The 16,923-nt window shown below is 37.2% G+C and carries 15 protein-coding genes; 10 read left to right on the top strand and 5 right to left on the bottom strand.

Going from position 1 to position 16,923, the window contains the following annotated elements; translation table 11 throughout:
- Positions 1–2: 2 nt before the first annotated feature.
- Both AVFI_RS18890 and AVFI_RS18885 read left to right on the top strand, forming a co-directional pair.
- Positions 3–3,539 (top strand): TonB-dependent receptor, encoded by a 3,537-nt coding sequence (locus tag AVFI_RS18890; protein ID WP_054775759.1) that lies wholly within the window; start codon positions 3–5, stop codon positions 3,537–3,539.
- 9 nt (positions 3,540–3,548) lie between these two features.
- Positions 3,549–4,469, top strand: coding sequence for an OmpA family protein (locus tag AVFI_RS18885; protein WP_005422695.1), 921 nt, complete (start codon positions 3,549–3,551; stop codon positions 4,467–4,469).
- 40 nt (positions 4,470–4,509) lie between these two features.
- Here AVFI_RS18885 and AVFI_RS18880 read toward each other — a convergent pair whose 3' ends face one another.
- On the bottom strand, positions 4,510–5,337 hold the full coding sequence (locus tag AVFI_RS18880; protein ID WP_054775760.1) for a DUF2797 domain-containing protein: 828 nt from the start codon (positions 5,335–5,337) through the stop codon (positions 4,510–4,512).
- 145 nt (positions 5,338–5,482) lie between these two features.
- Here AVFI_RS18880 and AVFI_RS18875 point away from each other — a divergent pair, with 145 nt between their 5' ends.
- Positions 5,483–6,865, top strand: coding sequence for a DEAD/DEAH box helicase (locus AVFI_RS18875; protein ID WP_012534711.1), 1,383 nt, complete (start codon positions 5,483–5,485; stop codon positions 6,863–6,865).
- 148 nt (positions 6,866–7,013) lie between these two features.
- On the opposite strand, the gene ppnP is transcribed toward AVFI_RS18875, so the two are convergent.
- The 3 genes from ppnP to AVFI_RS18860 form a co-directional block, all read right to left on the bottom strand.
- Complete coding sequence (gene ppnP / locus AVFI_RS18870; RefSeq protein WP_005422703.1) at positions 7,014–7,295, bottom strand: pyrimidine/purine nucleoside phosphorylase; 282 nt, start codon at positions 7,293–7,295, stop codon at positions 7,014–7,016.
- 61 nt (positions 7,296–7,356) lie between these two features.
- Positions 7,357–8,169 (bottom strand): phosphate ABC transporter substrate-binding protein, encoded by an 813-nt coding sequence (locus AVFI_RS18865; protein ID WP_012535206.1) that lies wholly within the window; start codon positions 8,167–8,169, stop codon positions 7,357–7,359.
- 62 nt (positions 8,170–8,231) lie between these two features.
- Positions 8,232–9,032, bottom strand: a complete 801-nt coding sequence (locus tag AVFI_RS18860; RefSeq protein WP_012534737.1) for an AraC family transcriptional regulator — start codon at positions 9,030–9,032, stop codon at positions 8,232–8,234.
- A gap of 126 nt (positions 9,033–9,158) precedes the next feature.
- On the opposite strand from AVFI_RS18860, the gene AVFI_RS18855 reads away from it, so the two are divergent.
- Positions 9,159–10,871 carry an SgrR family transcriptional regulator gene (locus tag AVFI_RS18855; RefSeq protein ID WP_155662764.1) on the top strand — a complete coding sequence of 571 codons (1,713 nt, stop codon included), beginning with the start codon at positions 9,159–9,161 and terminating at the stop codon, positions 10,869–10,871.
- Between the two features lie 47 nt (positions 10,872–10,918).
- Here the strand turns inward: AVFI_RS18855 and AVFI_RS18850 are convergent, their stop codons facing one another.
- Positions 10,919–11,884, bottom strand: a complete 966-nt coding sequence (locus AVFI_RS18850) for a coproporphyrinogen III oxidase (RefSeq protein ID WP_155662763.1) — start codon at positions 11,882–11,884, stop codon at positions 10,919–10,921.
- A 102-nt stretch (positions 11,885–11,986) separates the two neighbouring features.
- Here AVFI_RS18850 and AVFI_RS18845 point away from each other — a divergent pair, with 102 nt between their 5' ends.
- From AVFI_RS18845 to AVFI_RS18820, 6 genes are all read left to right on the top strand, one after another.
- Positions 11,987–12,238: a hypothetical protein gene (locus AVFI_RS18845; protein WP_054775761.1), complete on the top strand. Its 252-nt coding sequence runs from the start codon at positions 11,987–11,989 to the stop codon at positions 12,236–12,238.
- Between the two features lie 128 nt (positions 12,239–12,366).
- Positions 12,367–13,812: a sensor histidine kinase VxrA gene (gene vxrA / locus AVFI_RS18840; RefSeq protein ID WP_017019428.1), complete on the top strand. Its 1,446-nt coding sequence runs from the start codon at positions 12,367–12,369 to the stop codon at positions 13,810–13,812.
- On the top strand, positions 13,787–14,443 hold the full coding sequence (locus tag AVFI_RS18835; RefSeq protein WP_011263415.1) for a response regulator transcription factor: 657 nt from the start codon (positions 13,787–13,789) through the stop codon (positions 14,441–14,443). The genes vxrA and AVFI_RS18835 overlap by 26 nt, the downstream gene beginning before the upstream one ends.
- Positions 14,444–14,449: 6 nt before the next feature.
- On the top strand, positions 14,450–15,358 hold the full coding sequence (locus tag AVFI_RS18830; protein ID WP_065623685.1) for a DUF2861 family protein: 909 nt from the start codon (positions 14,450–14,452) through the stop codon (positions 15,356–15,358).
- The gene (locus tag AVFI_RS18825) at positions 15,355–15,513 is read left to right on the top strand and encodes a YoaH family protein (protein WP_170618941.1); all 159 of its coding nucleotides are present in this window, start codon (positions 15,355–15,357) and stop codon (positions 15,511–15,513) included. The genes AVFI_RS18830 and AVFI_RS18825 overlap by 4 nt, the downstream gene beginning before the upstream one ends.
- Before the next feature lie 170 nt (positions 15,514–15,683).
- Positions 15,684–16,880 (top strand): conjugal transfer protein TraF, encoded by a 1,197-nt coding sequence (locus AVFI_RS18820; RefSeq protein WP_054775762.1) that lies wholly within the window; start codon positions 15,684–15,686, stop codon positions 16,878–16,880.
- Positions 16,881–16,923: the final 43 nt, after the last annotated feature.

The raw sequence follows: 16,923 nt of genomic DNA, 5'->3' as shown, positions 1-16,923 counted from the left end.
TTATGAAAAGCCTAAATATTTTTAAGAAAAAAAGCATAACAGTGTGCGTATTATCAGCATTACCTGTTATGACTTTTGCTAAAAATACCGAGAATTTACAACAGCTCGATTCTGATACTATGGGGATCTTAGTTGACGCTCATGAACAAACAGACAGTTCACGCATTTATTTAGATGAAGGCGCAATATGGGCAAGTCGTGATATCACCAAATTTAACCCTGTATTAGATTTGAGTGTGAGTGATGAGGCTGAAATTGAAAATGGTGCTTTAGTTAATGCGCTGAATTTTTCTGTTAATACAAACTACAGTTATTACATAAAGACATGGCAGGTAGAAGTATACCGTGGTGCCGATCGCCATTTGTCCGAACCTTTAATCGTAAAAAAAGGCGATGTATTAGCAAATAGTACAGATATCGAGTGGGATGGCTCAACAGAGGTTGACTATCAATTTAGGTTAGGTGAGCAGCTGCTGTTTAGACTCAAAGTTTGGGATAAAGATGGCAATATGGATGTCACCAGTTTGGGTGTGATTGATCTTGTTCGACCTAATAAAGATCTTTCTATTGATAAAAACATAAATGACGAAGACTCGGGTCGTCATTTTGGTAAGTCACGTTTGATGCGTCATAACATTCCAACCTCATCAGGTTTAGCAAAATTCATTGGTACAGGGTTAGATGGCGTCGATAAAGTGATTATCGGCGAAGATGAATTTGATGTTGTAGAAGGGGATTTATATGCGGAAATCTTCCTACCAACGGACGCGTATCGATTCCCTACAACGGTTGTTTTCGACTCAGGAGAAGAGCGTCGATTCTCTCTTTATGCCCGTATTCCTGATACCTATTATGCACAAGCTGGTTTAGCTGATTTTTATGTTGGCGCAAATCGTGTAGGTGGTAGCACAGGTGCGTTAGAGGTCAATGAGCAATATGCTCAAGATATCTATAACCAAGGACGTATTGCCTATTTTGGTCAGGGAAAGTTTGGTGACAAATTACGAGTTGTTGCTCATGTAGATACGAAGGATAGTGCCGTAAAGGATATGTTCAAAAATCCATTTGCTGCAAATGACGCTTCGACTGTCTTTGACATTGTCGATGGTGACGATGAAATGATGTATGGCAATTATGGTGATGGGGCTAATATTCAAAAAGTGGTGAACACAAAAGGTAAAGTTTACCTCGATGTTCAATACGATAAATCTCAATATCTGTGGGGTAATTTCAATACTGGAATTACGGGTACAGATAATGGTGATTACAACCGCAGTTTATACGGTTTTAAAGGAGATTACCGCACACGAGAAACTACCTTATACGGTGAAGACCGTTTAAATATTGTCGGTTTTGCTTCACAAGCAGATTCACTTTATTCGCATGATGAGTTTTTAGGAACGGGTGGTTCATTATACTTCTTACAACATGGTGAAGTGCTACCTGGTAGCGATAAAGTCATGATTAAAGTCATGAATAAAGACAGCGGGATTGTAGAGAGAGAAATCCCATTACAATCAGGACGTGATTATGAGATAGACGAATATCAAGGCCGAATTATCTTAACGAGACCGTTATCCGATATTGTTTCAGACAGTTTTGGTTCGGTAATAGATGATTCACCTCGTGGTGGTTATGAAAACTATTTATCTGTTGATTATGAATACGTTCCAAGGGGTAAAGACGCACAAGATGCGATGGCCTATGGTGGTCGTGTCAAAGGTTGGATCAACGATTATATTGGGGTTGGTGCAACTTACATAACAGAAGAAAAAGACAGTCAAGATTACGAACTGTATTCAACGGATCTCACATTACGTGCAACAGAAGGTACTTATTTAAAAACAGAGTTCGGACACACGACTGGAACACAAGCAGACAGTAACTTTGTTTCATTTGATGGTGGTTTAACCTTTACGCCAATTACATCGGGTAATGTAAATGATCGTGAAGGAAATAACATTCAAGTTCTTGGTGTCGCCAGTTTATATGATCTTGCTCCGGGTTTGTTCGGTGCTGTAGGGAATGATGTCAAAGCTTGGTATAAATCAAAAGATGCGGGGTACTCATACGCGAGCCAAAGTGATGATCTTGAACAAGAGTCTTATGGGACAGAAGTTCGTTTACAAGTTGGTGATCGAGTTCAAGTATCCACTCGTTTTACATCGATGGAAGAAAAAGAGTTAGACGGTACATTAGAAACAGACAGTGAACAAATTGAGTTAGAAACACAGTTTTTGGTTACCGAACATGTAAAAATTTCATTAGCAGGAAAGCATGTTAAAGAACTCAATCGACAGAAAGAGTTAGGAACTGGCTCATTAGCGGGAGCAAAAGCAGAGTACCTTTGGGATAGTGAAAATAGCGTTTACGTTAAAGCTCAAACAACCGTGGATGCGACGGATTCCTATGATGATAACGACAGTGTCACTGTGGGTGCAGAAACAAGAATCCTAGAGGATCTGACGCTTGGTGGGGCATACACAACAGGTAGCCGTGGTGATGCTGCAGAAGCCACAGTAAATTATGATGTAACTAAAGATTATTCTACTTATGTTACTTATGTAGAAGATAATTATCAGGATCAAAATAACGTAATTTTAGGGCAAAGAGCGGCGTTAACTCAAACTGTCGATTTCTATCAAGAGAATCAATTTGTTAATGAAAACAATGGAAAAGGTCGTATTGATTCATTTGGCTTTGATAATGAATTTACCGATGATATTGATCTTGGTATTGCTTACCAACAAGGTGAGATTGAATATAATAATGACCCCAATAATACACTAACGGGTCTTGTTCACCGTAAAGCCATCAGCTTTAGTATAAGTTTTGATCTTGATGACGTTCTTTTAAAGAACAAGTTTGAATATCGTGTCGATGAAACTGAAGAAACCAATGAGAAAATTGAGCAATGGGTAACAACAAATAGTTATACCCACCACTTAACCGAAGAATACACCTTGTTTGGTAAGTTTAATTATTCTCGCTCAGAAAATGAAACCAACAGAGAATTACTTGAGCGCTTTATTGAATCCAGTATCGGTTTAGCTTATCGACCAATTTACAATGATAGATTGAATTTATTGGCACGTTATACATATTTAGTCGACTTTGATAACCTAAATCGGGATGTTGAATATTCAGATGAAGAAAACCATATCATCGAAACTGAGGCGATATATTCCTGGAATGCTCATTGGGATTTTGGCGCGAAATACGCGTATAAAGATAAATATGAACGTTTTGATCGTGCATCAGGTACTGGGATTGATGTTAATAGCCAAATTTATCTCACAGGCATCAGTGCTTCTTATCGCATAATGAAGAATTGGGATGTAACAGGCCAATATCATTGGAAAGTAGACACTCAATACGATGAAATGGAAGATGGAGCACTTATCTCATTTAATAAACATTTAACAGATAACTTTAAGATGGGTGTTGGGTACAACTTTTCTCGATTCGACGATAACTTAACAAACGATGATGATTATGATGCAAGTGGTGTATTCATTAATCTTATTGGTAAAATTTAAGGAAGAAAGATGCAAATAAAACAATCGCTATTTATTGGATTAGGTCTTCTTTCTTTGTTTGGGTGCAGTACTGATACTTACGTAAGCCAAGAAAACATTGATAAATATGATGAGCGAGTTCAAAAGTTTTTAATTGCAGAGTGTTTAGTACCACAGCGTGAAATACAAATCGGTGTAGCTGAACACTTTGAATTTGATAAATCTGAAATAATGGAGGGGGATTTCCCATCATTAAATCAGTTTGTTCGTGATATTGAAAAGTTAAAAGGTCGAATTGCTATTGTTGGTCATACGGACTATCAAGGCTCTGAAAAATATAATGAGCAACTTTCTCTTAGACGAGCAGATTCAATCAAAACATACCTTTTAAAGCAATTGAATGCGGATAATTATGAATGGGAAATTAAATATTATGGTGAGAAAAAACCATTAATTGAAGGGCGAACATTAGAAGCAAATGCGGCGAACCGTCGCGCGTATTTGGTTTTTGAACAAACAGTAGAGAAAGAAACGAACCCTGCGTGCTTACCTCCAGAGCCAAAGAGAAAAGTTTATGTCACGATGGCATCACATTTTGATTTTGATAAATCTGTATTAAAAGAGAAAGATAAAATTGAATTGGATAAGCTAGCGTTAAAATTAGAAGGATTGACAGGTCGCATATTGATCGCGGGTCATACGGATTATCAAGGTTCCGTGAGTTATAATGAAAAACTCGCAAAAGAGCGCTCTATCGCGGTACAAGAATATTTAAAAACTAGGGTAGATCCGACGCAATTTGTCTGGGAAGTTAAATCATTTGGTGAAAGTGAACCGATAATCCAAGAGCATACGTTAAAGGCGAATGCTGAAAACCGTCGTGCGTTTGTCGTCTTTAAAGAAGGTCCATTACCTGAAGAAAAAATTGAATCACTGACCGATAAAAAATAAAAATAGGGCGTTCATTTAGAGGTAAATGAACGCCTTTCTGTTACGCTGTCACAGTGACTTCATAAGAACCAAATTTACGGATGTTGATAACACCAGTATCAAACAGTAGGTATTGCCCTTTAATACCATTAAGAACGCCTGTGACTTCAGGGTTTTTATCAAAGTTATGGCTTACGATTTTTGTCGGGAACTCATTAACAGGAAACCCGATATCAAGAATGTGCTCGTCTAATAATTCAACAGAGTCGTCACCATACTCAGCTTGAATCTTTGCAATTGCCGTTTCAACTTGAGGCAATAGCTCTAAAGCCGCTTCTTTTAAAGGTAGGGGATCACCGTTACCTTTTAATAGCGTGCGCCAATTGGTTTTATCTGCAATGAGTTTTGCTAATTCAATTTCAACTAGGCCTGAAATTAAGCGGTTTTTCACTTTAGCGATAGGCAAACCTTGAGTCGCACCTTGATCAATCCAGCGTGTAGGAATCTGAGTATGACGAGTAATGCCGACTTTCATACTCGATGTATTTGAAAGATAAACATAGTGATCAACAAAGCAATTCTCTTCACCCCATTGAGGTTCACGACACGTTCCTTCAGCGAAATGACATGTTTCAGGTTTCATTATGCACATATCGCAACTTGCTAGCTTTTTCATACACACAAAGCAGTGACCTTGGGAGTAGCTTTTTTTGGTTTTCTTGCCACATGAGCAGCAAAAGATATTACCTGTATGAGTAAGGGTTAGGGTTTTACCAATTAAAGGATTTAAACTGATTTCTTCATCTCCGACAGGTAGACGATATTGAACGGTTCCTTCAGATAAAGAAGAACGCATTTTTGCTAATGTTCCAGTAATTTGAATGCTCATGAACTTTCTACTTTTATTTTTATAAATGAATGTTTATTAGAATAAAACCATTGTAACAAAGTCATGAGAGAGTGTAAGAGCTCAAGTGAATATTTATATGCAAGGATAAACGACAGTTATGATATACTCGTCACATTAGACCAGAATGACTGGTTATTTATCAATAATACTCGAAATTGGAGTGCAGCTTTTGCAATTTAAAGATTTAGGTTTAGATAATCGCCTATTAAAAAATCTCGCTCACCAGAACATTAAAAAACCAACTGAAATTCAACGTAAGGCTGTTCCTGTTGCTATTGCAGGTAAAGATGTTCTTGCGTCGTCAAAAACAGGTTCAGGTAAAACATTAGCATTCGTTTTACCAATGCTTCATAAATCACTAAAAACGAAATCTTTCTCAAAGAATGATCCTCGAGCAGTGATTCTTGCGCCAACTCGTGAATTAGCTAAGCAAGTATATAGCCATTTACGCGCAATGTTAGGTGGCTTAACTTATGATGCGACATTGATTACTGGCGGTGAGAACTTTAATGACCAAGTGAATGCATTGCGCAAGCACCCTAAGTTCATAGTTGCCACTCCAGGACGTTTAGCTGACCACCTTGAGCATCAATCTCTGTACCTTGATGGTTTAGAAACGCTGATCCTTGACGAAGCTGACCGTATGCTAGATCTTGGTTTTGCTGAACATTTACAAAAGATTCATAAGGCGGCAAGTCACCGTCGTCGTCAAACGCTAATGTTCTCAGCAACGCTTGATCACGATGCAGTGAATAAGTTCGCAGGTAACATGCTGGATAATCCAAAGCGTATCTCTGTAGGTTTATCGAATGATGAGCACAAAGACATTACACAACGCTTCTATCTATGTGACCATTTAGATCACAAACAAGCGATCTTAAACAAAATCATTGAGACTGAAGATTACTTCCAAATCATGATTTTCACAGCAACACGCTCTGATACTGATCGTTTAACTAAGTTATTAAACGAAGAGAATTTAAAAGCAGTAGCGCTAAGTGGTGATATGAACCAAACCGCTCGTAATAACATTATGAGTCAGTTTGAGCGTCGTGTTCACAAGATCTTAGTAACAACTGATGTTGCTTCTCGTGGTTTAGACTTAACAAGCGTAACGCACGTAATTAACTTTGATATGCCAAAGCATATGGAAGAGTATGTTCACCGTGTTGGTCGTACAGGCCGTGCGGGTAAGAAAGGTACAGCGATTTCTCTTGTTGGTCCAAAAGACTGGGAAAGCTTTAAACGCGTAGAAACCTTCTTACAACAAGATTTGTCTTTCTCTGTATTTGAAGAATTAAAAGGTAAATTTAAAGGATTGAAACCAAAACATAAACGTACGTTTGTGAAAAAAGGCGATCCTAAGAAATTTAAAGCGAAGGGTAATCAAAACAAACCTAAAGCGCCTAAGAAACGTGATAACTCGTTCCATACAAATGTGGCGGTTGGCGATCAGGTATTTATGCCAAAGAAAAAGCCAAAACAAATTGTGGTTGATGACGAGTAAGCTAACTAGTTTAGTTTTATAGAGTAAATCAGAAATAAAAAATGACAAGGGAGCGAACGAACTTCCTTGTCATTTTTTTTAAACTAAAAACGAGTAATAGTGTGAAACCAGTATTGTGATTTAATACTAATTTAGATAAATACTCGTATTACAAATACTCACATAAATACGCAGTTTCGATTTCTACTTTTACTTCAAATGAAGAGTTACCTTCAACTGAGAAATCTTCACCAGAAGAGAAAGTTACCCAGTCAGCATCTGTTGAGCGTTTAATGGTAAGAGCACCAGTGATAACACTCATTTTCTCAGCAGCAGCTGTGCCAAAAGTGTAGTTACCCGGTAACATTACACCTACAGAAATTGCGTTACTGTTTTGTTCAAATCCAATAGATTTTACTTTATCTTCAAAATAGCTATTTACGGTTAACATGTGACATCCTTGAAATTAAAATCGAGTAAACAATATGTTATTCGACCATTATTTTCAATAGTTACTTTATATAACCAAGTGATTGAATAGTCTTAGTCGCTTCTGGTGAAGCAATGTAATTCATAAACTCTGTCGATTCTTTAGATACTGTTTGGTTCTTGTATACAAATAAGAAAGGGTGAGAAAGAGAATACTTGTTTTCCATTATTGCTTCTTGACTTGGTAAAACATTATCTACCTTTAAAACTCGTAATTGAGCTATATCACCGAGTGTTCCTGCTGAAACATAACCAATAGCATAAGGATTACGTGAAACAATACTTTTCACCATGCCCGTCCCATTAACAACAAGAGCATTATCGCTAATATCTGACACGGTAAATGAATTGATTTCTTGTGTTAAACCGAAGTGTTTTTCAAACGAGAAACGAGAGCCAGAAGCAATTTCACGTGAAATTACAGAGATCTTACGATCAGTGCCACCCAATTCTTTCCAGTTTTTAATATCACCGTGATAGATTTTCCAAATGTTCTCTGTAGATAACTCAGTAATTGGGTTGTCAGGGTGGACAACAATTGCGATGGCATCATAAGCGATAAGAGTTGAACTTAATGATTCTTTTTCTTTATCTGTTAACTCACGAGAGCTGATTGCAAGATTTACTGTGTCATCAACCAGTAGTTTAATGCCTGCACTTGAACCAATACTTTGTAAATCAACAAGTGGTTTATTGTCTTTATTGTATTCATCAATAAAGGGCTCTAATAGTGTAGAAACAGATGTAGAACCAGCAATTACTGTATTTGCAGCAAAAGTTGAGGAGCTAAAAAGTAACGCTGTAAATAAAGAGGTGTAACTAAACGCTTTGAACATGAGCTAAATCCATTGTGAAAAAAAAGCATCATAATCTGGAAGTGTTACACCTTTGTGACAAGTTATCCTTGAAGTGAATCACGAAATTCTTTGGGGGTGATCCCTTTTACGGACTTAAAACTCGTACTAAAGTGCGCCGCTGTTTTAAAACCTGTGTCATAGGCGATTTCAGTGATGGTTTTTCGAGTCAGTCTTAGTTGTGTTGCCGCATAATTAATGCGTTTTACTTTAACTAGATGAGCAAAAGAGAGTTTATCTGATTGAAGTTTGCGTTTTAATGTTGATGCAGACATACCTAGTTTTGGAGCAACCATATCAATGGTTAAATCTGCTGATATATGCTCTTCAACGTATCTTATAAGTTGCTGAGAGGTCGTTAATACCGATATTTTTTGGATAAATGGAATAAGACACGGCTGTTTATTTACCATTTCACTCAACAAAGCTAAGGTTAAAAACTCAAGAGTGTCGTTGTTATCATTATTTGTTAATTGTTCTTTTAACAGTTCAAGCAGTTTGACTACAGATGTATCTTGAGCAGTAAAAATGAAAGTATCAGAATTGCAAGGTGAGTGAGCTGGTGCATTGCTGTATGACAAAAATTTCTGAAATAGAGCAACATCGATAACAACAGATTGAGCTTTAAAATTGTTATTATCGTTTGTCATTTTTATTTTTGAAATATCACCTGAGCTGTATAACAAAAAATCACCAGCATTAAGCGTAATATCATCACCGCTTCTATCGCGATAATGAAATTGACCAGAAGTTACAATGAAAATACCATTACGCTCTACAGGGTAGCGATCTGATTTTCTTCTGGTATGAGTATTAAACTCGTGTAACTGGACTGGAGACATCATGATTTCCCTCTATTATCATTGAAAATTAGTGTAAACTTACTTATTGAAAAATCAAGAGTATTAGTTTGAAGTCTTAAAAAATGAGTAGAAAATTAAGACTTACTTCAACCTACAGAACGGAATTTTATGGGCAGCCCACGATTACGAAAGCAATTCGAAAAATTATACGGTCATTATCACTTATCGTCTGACGGCGTACAGATTGATGATATTGCCGATCTATTGTGCTGTACTCGTCGTAATACCCGTATGGTTCTTAAAAAAATGTCCGAAGAAAAATGGATTGATTGGATCCCTGCGGTTGGCCGAGGTAAGAGTTCAGTCCTTGAGTTTTTATCTACGCCTGATACGGTCTATCTGTCCCTTGCTCGACGTAATATTGAAGATGGAAAACTTGACGTTGCCCTTGATATTTTGGATGGTAATCAAGACGCATTACTGGATTTGATCCATAAAGTATTAGGGGTTTCACACGAAAAGGGCAAACAAGTGGTTAAGTTGCCTTATTATCGCCAACTGAACCTATTAAAGCCATCGTTAGCAATTCGTCGTTCAGAGCAGCATTTAATGCAGCAAATTTTCAACGGCTTAACTCAATGGAATAAGCAAGGAGAAGTGGAAGGTGATATTGCCCACCATTGGGAAATGCTTTCACCTACACATTGGCGCTTTTACTTAAGGCCAAGCATCTATTTCCATGATGGAAAATTACTGACATTTGATGACATTAAAGAGACATTTACTCATTTAAAGACAAACTATGTTTTTAGTCATATTGAGGATGTTTTAAGTCCAAATCTCAATGTCATTGATTTTATCTTAAATAAAGATGATCACTATTTTGATTCAAAATTAGCTCAGTTTAATGCGAAATTGGTTCCAGCAACCAGTCATAATAGTGATGAGCAACAACATTTACCTATTGGAAGTGGGCCATATAAAGTCGCTGAAAATACAGATAAAAAATTAATCTTAGTGGCCAATGAGCAGTATTTTGGTTATCGGCCTCTTATTGATTCCGTTGAAGTGTGGACACTACCAGAGATCGCGCCAATTCAACTGAAATTGGGTTTGGAAGTGTACGAGGGAAATGATCAATCACTTGATTCATATGGTGAAACTGTTGATGTCGATCGTGGTTGTAGTTACTTATTATTTAACCGTAAAACTGGCATTGCAAAAGATCAAAATTGGTTAAGTTATTTATTAAATACGATCACTCCATTACTCCTATTGAATGAGCTTCAAAATTCAACCATGAATGGTATCGGCCTTTTTAACGCATATGGACTATTACCGGGTTTTCAACATTGCTTAAATCGTACGATTCCACCTTACGAGTTACCAGAAAGAGGGAGTGTTGTTCATTTAGGATTTGAGAATGAGCATCCGTTGTATCCATTACTTGGGAAAATCATAAAGCAACGATTAGATAAAGATGGGATCATTTTAAAGATACATCAATTTGATACCTTAGATTTACTTGATTTAGATAAGGCTGCCACCATTGATATTTGGCTACGAGGTATGAGTTTGGGGACTCAATGTCCAGAAGCGTTATTATCTTGGTTATTTGCCTTTGATGAAATTGAACGTGTGATGCCTGAGGATGATTTCCAAACCATATCGAACATGATTGAAAAATGGCAGTCAACGTCACAGTGTCACTTTCCAGTGAATGATATTTGTCGATTTTTAATTGATTGCGGCCAAATCAATCCATTATTTCATGGTTGGATGGGAATTAGTGAAGATACAAACAACAGTATTCAAAATGCTTCATGCAATGGATTAGGTTGGTTTGATTTTGAGAAGGTTTGGATTAAACCAACCTTATAATAAGAATGGTTACCACCACGATATGACGCGTGGTGGCATTATGCATGTTATTTTTTGTAAAATGCGCGAATGGCTTGAGCTAGGTTAGCCTTAACTTCCTTTGTTATTGAACACGTATTTTCACAAGGAAGCGCTGCTAATAAGTCTGAAACTAATCGGTCTGTTGGTTGAGGTGTTAAAGCTTGCCACTCTTCCAGAAGAGAACGGTTAATGTGTGATGGCAAAGAGCCCAAAGTGCCTACATCATTTTGATCGTGAACCAATAAACCCGCCGTGGTTCCTTTGTCTAAGGTTAATACTTGATAGAAGTAAAGTGTGTGGTAATTTAATTGAGCCTGTTTTAGCTCTTTCGTTATTTCACTTTTTTGTAGTAAGTGTGAGCTAAGAATATGCACATAAGTATCAATCACTTTTGTTGCAAATTGTTTTGTAAATAACTCACCATTTTCTCCTTCTGGATTAAACCCTTCTAAATAAAAATGACTCACGCCTCTGCGTTTTTTTAATGCAGGGATATCAAAATATTGATTACCAGCCCTAGTTCCCTCTAAGTAATGAGATTTGGCGGCTACTTTTAATGTTTGATCGAAGTATTCTTTGTCTTCTTTATCAAAGTGAGAAGGGTTTAAATCAGCCATGATTCGCCAATAACTAGTGCCATCTTTTAATTCCGTTAAACTAAAATGCATATGAATCGATGGTGCGAGGGGGTTATTAGGGTGGATAATGGTAGAGAGGGCTGTCGCGCTATTGTAATGTTTGCTGGCGTCGTCTTCGTATTGAATTTGTGAAACATTGATGGATGCTCGATTAAATATTCCACCATCAATGGCTTCAAAGCGCTCACCACCACCATGACTTCCATTATCCCTTAGCCATTCTATGGCTTTAAATTCAGTTGATTGTGATGTTAGACTGCTTGTTTTTAAAAGCTCAGATTTAAAATAAGATTGAATATCGATAAGTAATTGTAATGCACTTTTAGCGTCGGGGTTTTTAGCATTAATTCGCATAAAAAGGCCTTTATAGACAAATGATAGAGAAAGGGTTAAGCATTTATTAATTGAGTGTAAAATAAAGCCTTTGTATCTGGCAACCACAAGTTATGGAAAGAGATGGCTAAACCAAATAAGAAAGGTCCAACAAAGACCATCATGATCTTTTGTTCAAAATGCAAAGCTCCTTTATACAAATATAGAAAAGGTGGGAAAGGCGCTTTAGTAAAATGTTTTGTGGAAAGAATAGTCGAAGATCACACTACAACGAAATGTGAATGTCCGCAATGCCAGTCAATCTTTGCAAGAGAAACGCTTATTCGAGGGACACCCGCATATAAAATGATAGGTGGTAAAGTCATGGCAAAGTAATACTTTGTCAATTTGAGCCCACTTTGAGGAAAAGATGAACAGTTGTAAAAATAAAGTATTCGTATTCATTTGGAACTATAATATACTGATAAATTATGCTTTATTATATTTTTTCTTAGGGGTTTACGTTGCTCAATAAGCGCTTTCTACTTACGACTTTATTGTTATTAAGCTTCTCATCATATGCAGATAGCCTAGCAACGAAGATCGATAACTTTAAAAAAGCGTTTAAAAAACAACAAGCCGTCGAAATTTATGACATTCGCTTAATACAAAAAGAATATCCTACCGTATTATTGTCTCCTGATACATTGTTGCCGCAAACAGCATCTTACCCATTTAAGCAATTACAAAGGCTGTATCGTAGTGCGCAAACATGTACTGGTCCTTGGCCTGTAAGTCCATTAGTGGGTGAGCCTCTGGTTTTGATCCGTGCAATGTGTCGAGGTATAACATTGCCAACAAGATGGTTTGCGCGATCAGGAATGATCCACCCTGGTGGTGGCTCTTATGCATATCGATATGTTCAATTGCACCCAGATGAAAAAGAACATTTGTCACCCTATATGCATATAAAAGAAAGAGCCATTGCAGGAGAAGGGACATTATTGCACCATTTGCAAATGATGGATGATACAGCAATTAGAGCCATCATTAGTGGTTCAGATACCATTATTGCAGATGATTTATTGTGGCTACGTAAAGGCAGCCGTTATTATTTATACCCGACAGAGTTAAAAAATAAGTATTTAGAAAATTACCAACTTGAAGCGACCTTATTTAAACAAGGGGCTAATTGCTATGTAAGAAATGGTAATGTGTGTTGGCAAGATCAAACAGACTCCAAAACATTATCTTATATTGTATTGTTTTTGGTGTTCATTAATGTTTGCTTAGCGATTGGTTGGGGTATCTCTCAGTGGAACGGTAAACGTAGAGAGATGAAAAGTCGAATGTTAGTCTTGCAAATTCTAACGCACGAATTGAGAACGCCAATCGCAAGTTTGGGATTAACCGTTGAAGGATTTCGACGACAGTTTGAAGCATTGCCGGAATCCTTGTACGATGAATTTAGGCGTCTATGTGAAGACTCAAGGCGTTTACGCCAATTAGCTGAAGCAAGTAAAGATTATTTACAATCGGATGATAAAGGGTTCTCAACAGATTGGATACCTTCTGTTGAAGAATGGCTCAGCTATCGTTGTTTGGAGTATACTCAACCAGTTGAATTTAAAATAAATAAAGATGCCTCCATTAAAGTTAACTTATATTGGTTGGGCAATTGCATAGATAATTTAGTTAGTAATGCTCATAAATATGGTGTACCACCCGTTATTTTGAACGTTACTGTAGAACAGAAAAAATTAAGAATTGAAGTCATTGATGGCGGACAATTAACAAAGCGTGATTGGAAAGAATTAAAAACACCTTTTGTTAGTAAAGCAGGATTAGGCCTTGGTCTAACCATTGTAGAATCAATGATCAAAAGAATGGGCGGAACCATGACTCTTCAGGGGCCACCGACGACATTTATATTGGAGATACCTTGTGAAACAGACAATCCTACTTGTTGAAGACGATAAAAACTTAGCGGACGGACTGATTGTCAGCTTAGAAGAAGCGGGTTATCGCTGTTTACATTCCGAAAATGCCGCAAATGTATCTGGTCTTTGGAGCGAAGCTGATATTGTCATTCTTGACCGTCAGCTACCTGAAGGCGATTCATTAACTTGGTTAAGTCAGTGGAAACAAATAAAAGATGTTCCCGTTATTTTGTTAACGGCTCTTGTTTCTGTTAGAGATAAAGTAACAGGTCTTGATTCTGGTGCTAATGACTATTTAACTAAGCCTTTTGCTGAAGCGGAATTGCTGGCTCGTTTACGTGCACACTTACGCTCACCAGAAACAGATGAAGTAAAATCAAAATTAGTTGTTGGTAATTTGGCTATTGATACCTCTACACGTGATGTGGTTAATTCAGGTGAGAATGTTACGTTAACTCGAACTGAGTTTGATCTTCTGCTTTTCTTAGCATCAAACCTTGGAAAAGTGTTTACGCGTGATGAGCTTTTGGATCAAGTTTGGGGTTACAACCATTTCCCAACAACACGTACGGTAGATACGCATATTCTTCAGTTACGTCAAAAGATTGTTGGAATAGAAATTGAAACATTGCGTGGCGTTGGCTACAAAATGAAAGCGTAATTTTTTATGATGTTTATGCGTAAGTTTTTCGTTTTTTGCTCATTGGTTTGTGCATCATACACATCTTTTGCAAATTCAGTGGATTGGTTTAATGAGCAATCTGCATTGTATACTGCGCATAAGCAATTTTTAGAAGGGCATGCAAGAAAAGGCTTTGCCACTTCAATAGAGGTTTTGCAGAACTCGGCTAATGAGAATATCACCAATAATATTGATAAATTACTTAGCTCTGCCATTTCAGTAAATTGCGGGAGAGATTTATCTAATAAAGTGATACCGAACTGGTTAAAATCAGTAAGTGTACAACGTGTTATTATTCAGAGTCCGGGAAGATTACATCATCGATTGATTGTTAAGTTTGATACTAAAAAGCCTATATCAAGTCTTTCATTTATTAAATGGCCGCAAGAAGAGCAATTAACTAATCCGTCAATTAAAATAACACCAACACAAGATGAAAGAATCACGCAATACACTTATGCCAGCGAGTCCTTGAATAACCGAATTCAAAATGGACTGTATAAGCTGATAATTATTGCGGATGATAAAGAAAAAACACAATGGGAATCATGGGTTGTTTTAACCACGCCAAAAACAGAAATGCAAGTGGCGTGGTTAGGCAAAGATAAATGGAAAACGACACAAACCGGTTTACTTAAATCAAATTGTCCATTACCAGAAATGGCTGTTGGTATTTATGATCATCAAGATAATGAATATATAAAGTTATGGGAACAGAAGTACGAAGAGAGGTTTCCTAAATCTTTACCTTCAACAAATGTGCTACCGGGCAGCTATATTTTAAGTGTGTCGTTTAATCATAAAAGATTTCAAGGACCGATTTCCATCCAAGAAATTCAGGCAATAACCAAAGTAATGAATTTTGGTTCAGATGAAAATACAGAGAGTAAATAATGTTAGATTTACCAACATTAACCCATGAAGAACAGCAACAAGCAGTAGAGAAAATCCAAGAACTGATGCGTCAAGGCGTTGGTAGTGGAGAAGCCATTAAAATCATTTCAGACCAAATTAGAGCTGAAATTGCAGAAAAAGAGAAACAACGCTAACTAACTACTATTTTAAAGCCGAGCTAACCCCTCGGCTTTTTTGTATGTATTAAGATTAAAGCCAAATTTCAAAAAGACATCACTAGCATCAATATTTTGATTTATTTCATTAAAGTTAACTTTTTCTATGTCGATAAGTAGGGAAGTGATTTTTTTAATGGGTTAATCAAATGAAACAGTGGATAAAAATTGGCTTACTTTCGTGCGCGACGGTAGCTTCTTCTCAAGTATCAGCAACAAATTTCAGCGTTGATGGTCGAATTGATGCTATGGGTGGCGCTGGTACTGCAGCCGCTGACTATCTTACTGGTGTTTTTTATAATCCAGCTTTAGTTGCAATATATAGCCGTAAAGATGATGCGGGTCTTTTGTTACCGAGTGCCGGTCTACAAGTCATGGACCAAGGCGGTATGGTTGATGATGTTGACCAAGTACAGAAAGGTTTTTCGAAAATACCGTCTGATCCAACAGGTGCCGCAGCTGATATTGAAAACGGTCTAAGAAATTTAAATGGCGATGCCCTGAGCTTTAGTATGGGAGCAGGGATGGCTGTTGCAATTCCTAACCGTTATTTATCAATGGCATTTTATGGCAAAACTTCGGTTGAGGGCATTACGTTACCTGATGTCGATGCGCTTGGTTTACCAGCAGACCCAGCTAAACCACTTCAACTGGCAGATACTACAGCAGTAGGTACCGTTGCTTTAGGCTTAGCAGAAGCAGGTGTTGCCTTTGCGGGATACACTAATTTCTTAGGACAAAACATCACTATTGGTGTAACACCAAAAATTCAAAGTTACTTAACGTATACCTATGTAGAAGCTGTAAACAATTTTGACTTTAAAGACTTTGATAAAAACAAAACAACAGATAACTCATTCAACGTAGATGTTGGTGCCGTGTGGTTTTACGGTCCTTGGCGTTTTGCAGCAGCAGGTAAAAACCTGATTAAAAATGAAATTGAAACCAAAGAAATCACTGTTAATTTTGCGAATTCGCAAGGTGGTGGTTCTCACGGTAAAAAAACATATAAATACAACTATGAACTTACCCCGACTTACACTGCGGGCGTAGCATTCATGACTAACTACTTTATTGTTACGGCAGATTTAGACTTAAATGAGCAAGAACGTTTTGTTGGTTTAGATGATAATGTTCAAATGTTCAGAGCAGGTGCAGAAATCGACTTACTGTACCAAATTCAGCTACGTGGTGGATTCAAGAAAGATCTTGCGGGTACTTATGATGATGCATTTACCGCAGGTATTGGTTTCTCACCACTAAATATGTTCCATTTTGACTTAGCCGCGATTTACTCAGTAGATTCAACTTATGGTGTATCTGTGAACATGGCTTACGAATACTAGATAAAACGCCTTTTTAGTAGAAAAATGAGTAACCGCTTGTAAT

Source organism: Aliivibrio fischeri ATCC 7744 = JCM 18803 = DSM 507 (assembly GCF_023983475.1).
Lineage (GTDB): Bacteria > Pseudomonadota > Gammaproteobacteria > Enterobacterales > Vibrionaceae > Aliivibrio > Aliivibrio fischeri.
The sequence above is the reverse complement of the archived record's forward strand: the minus strand, read 5'-3'. Positions and strand labels throughout refer to the sequence as shown.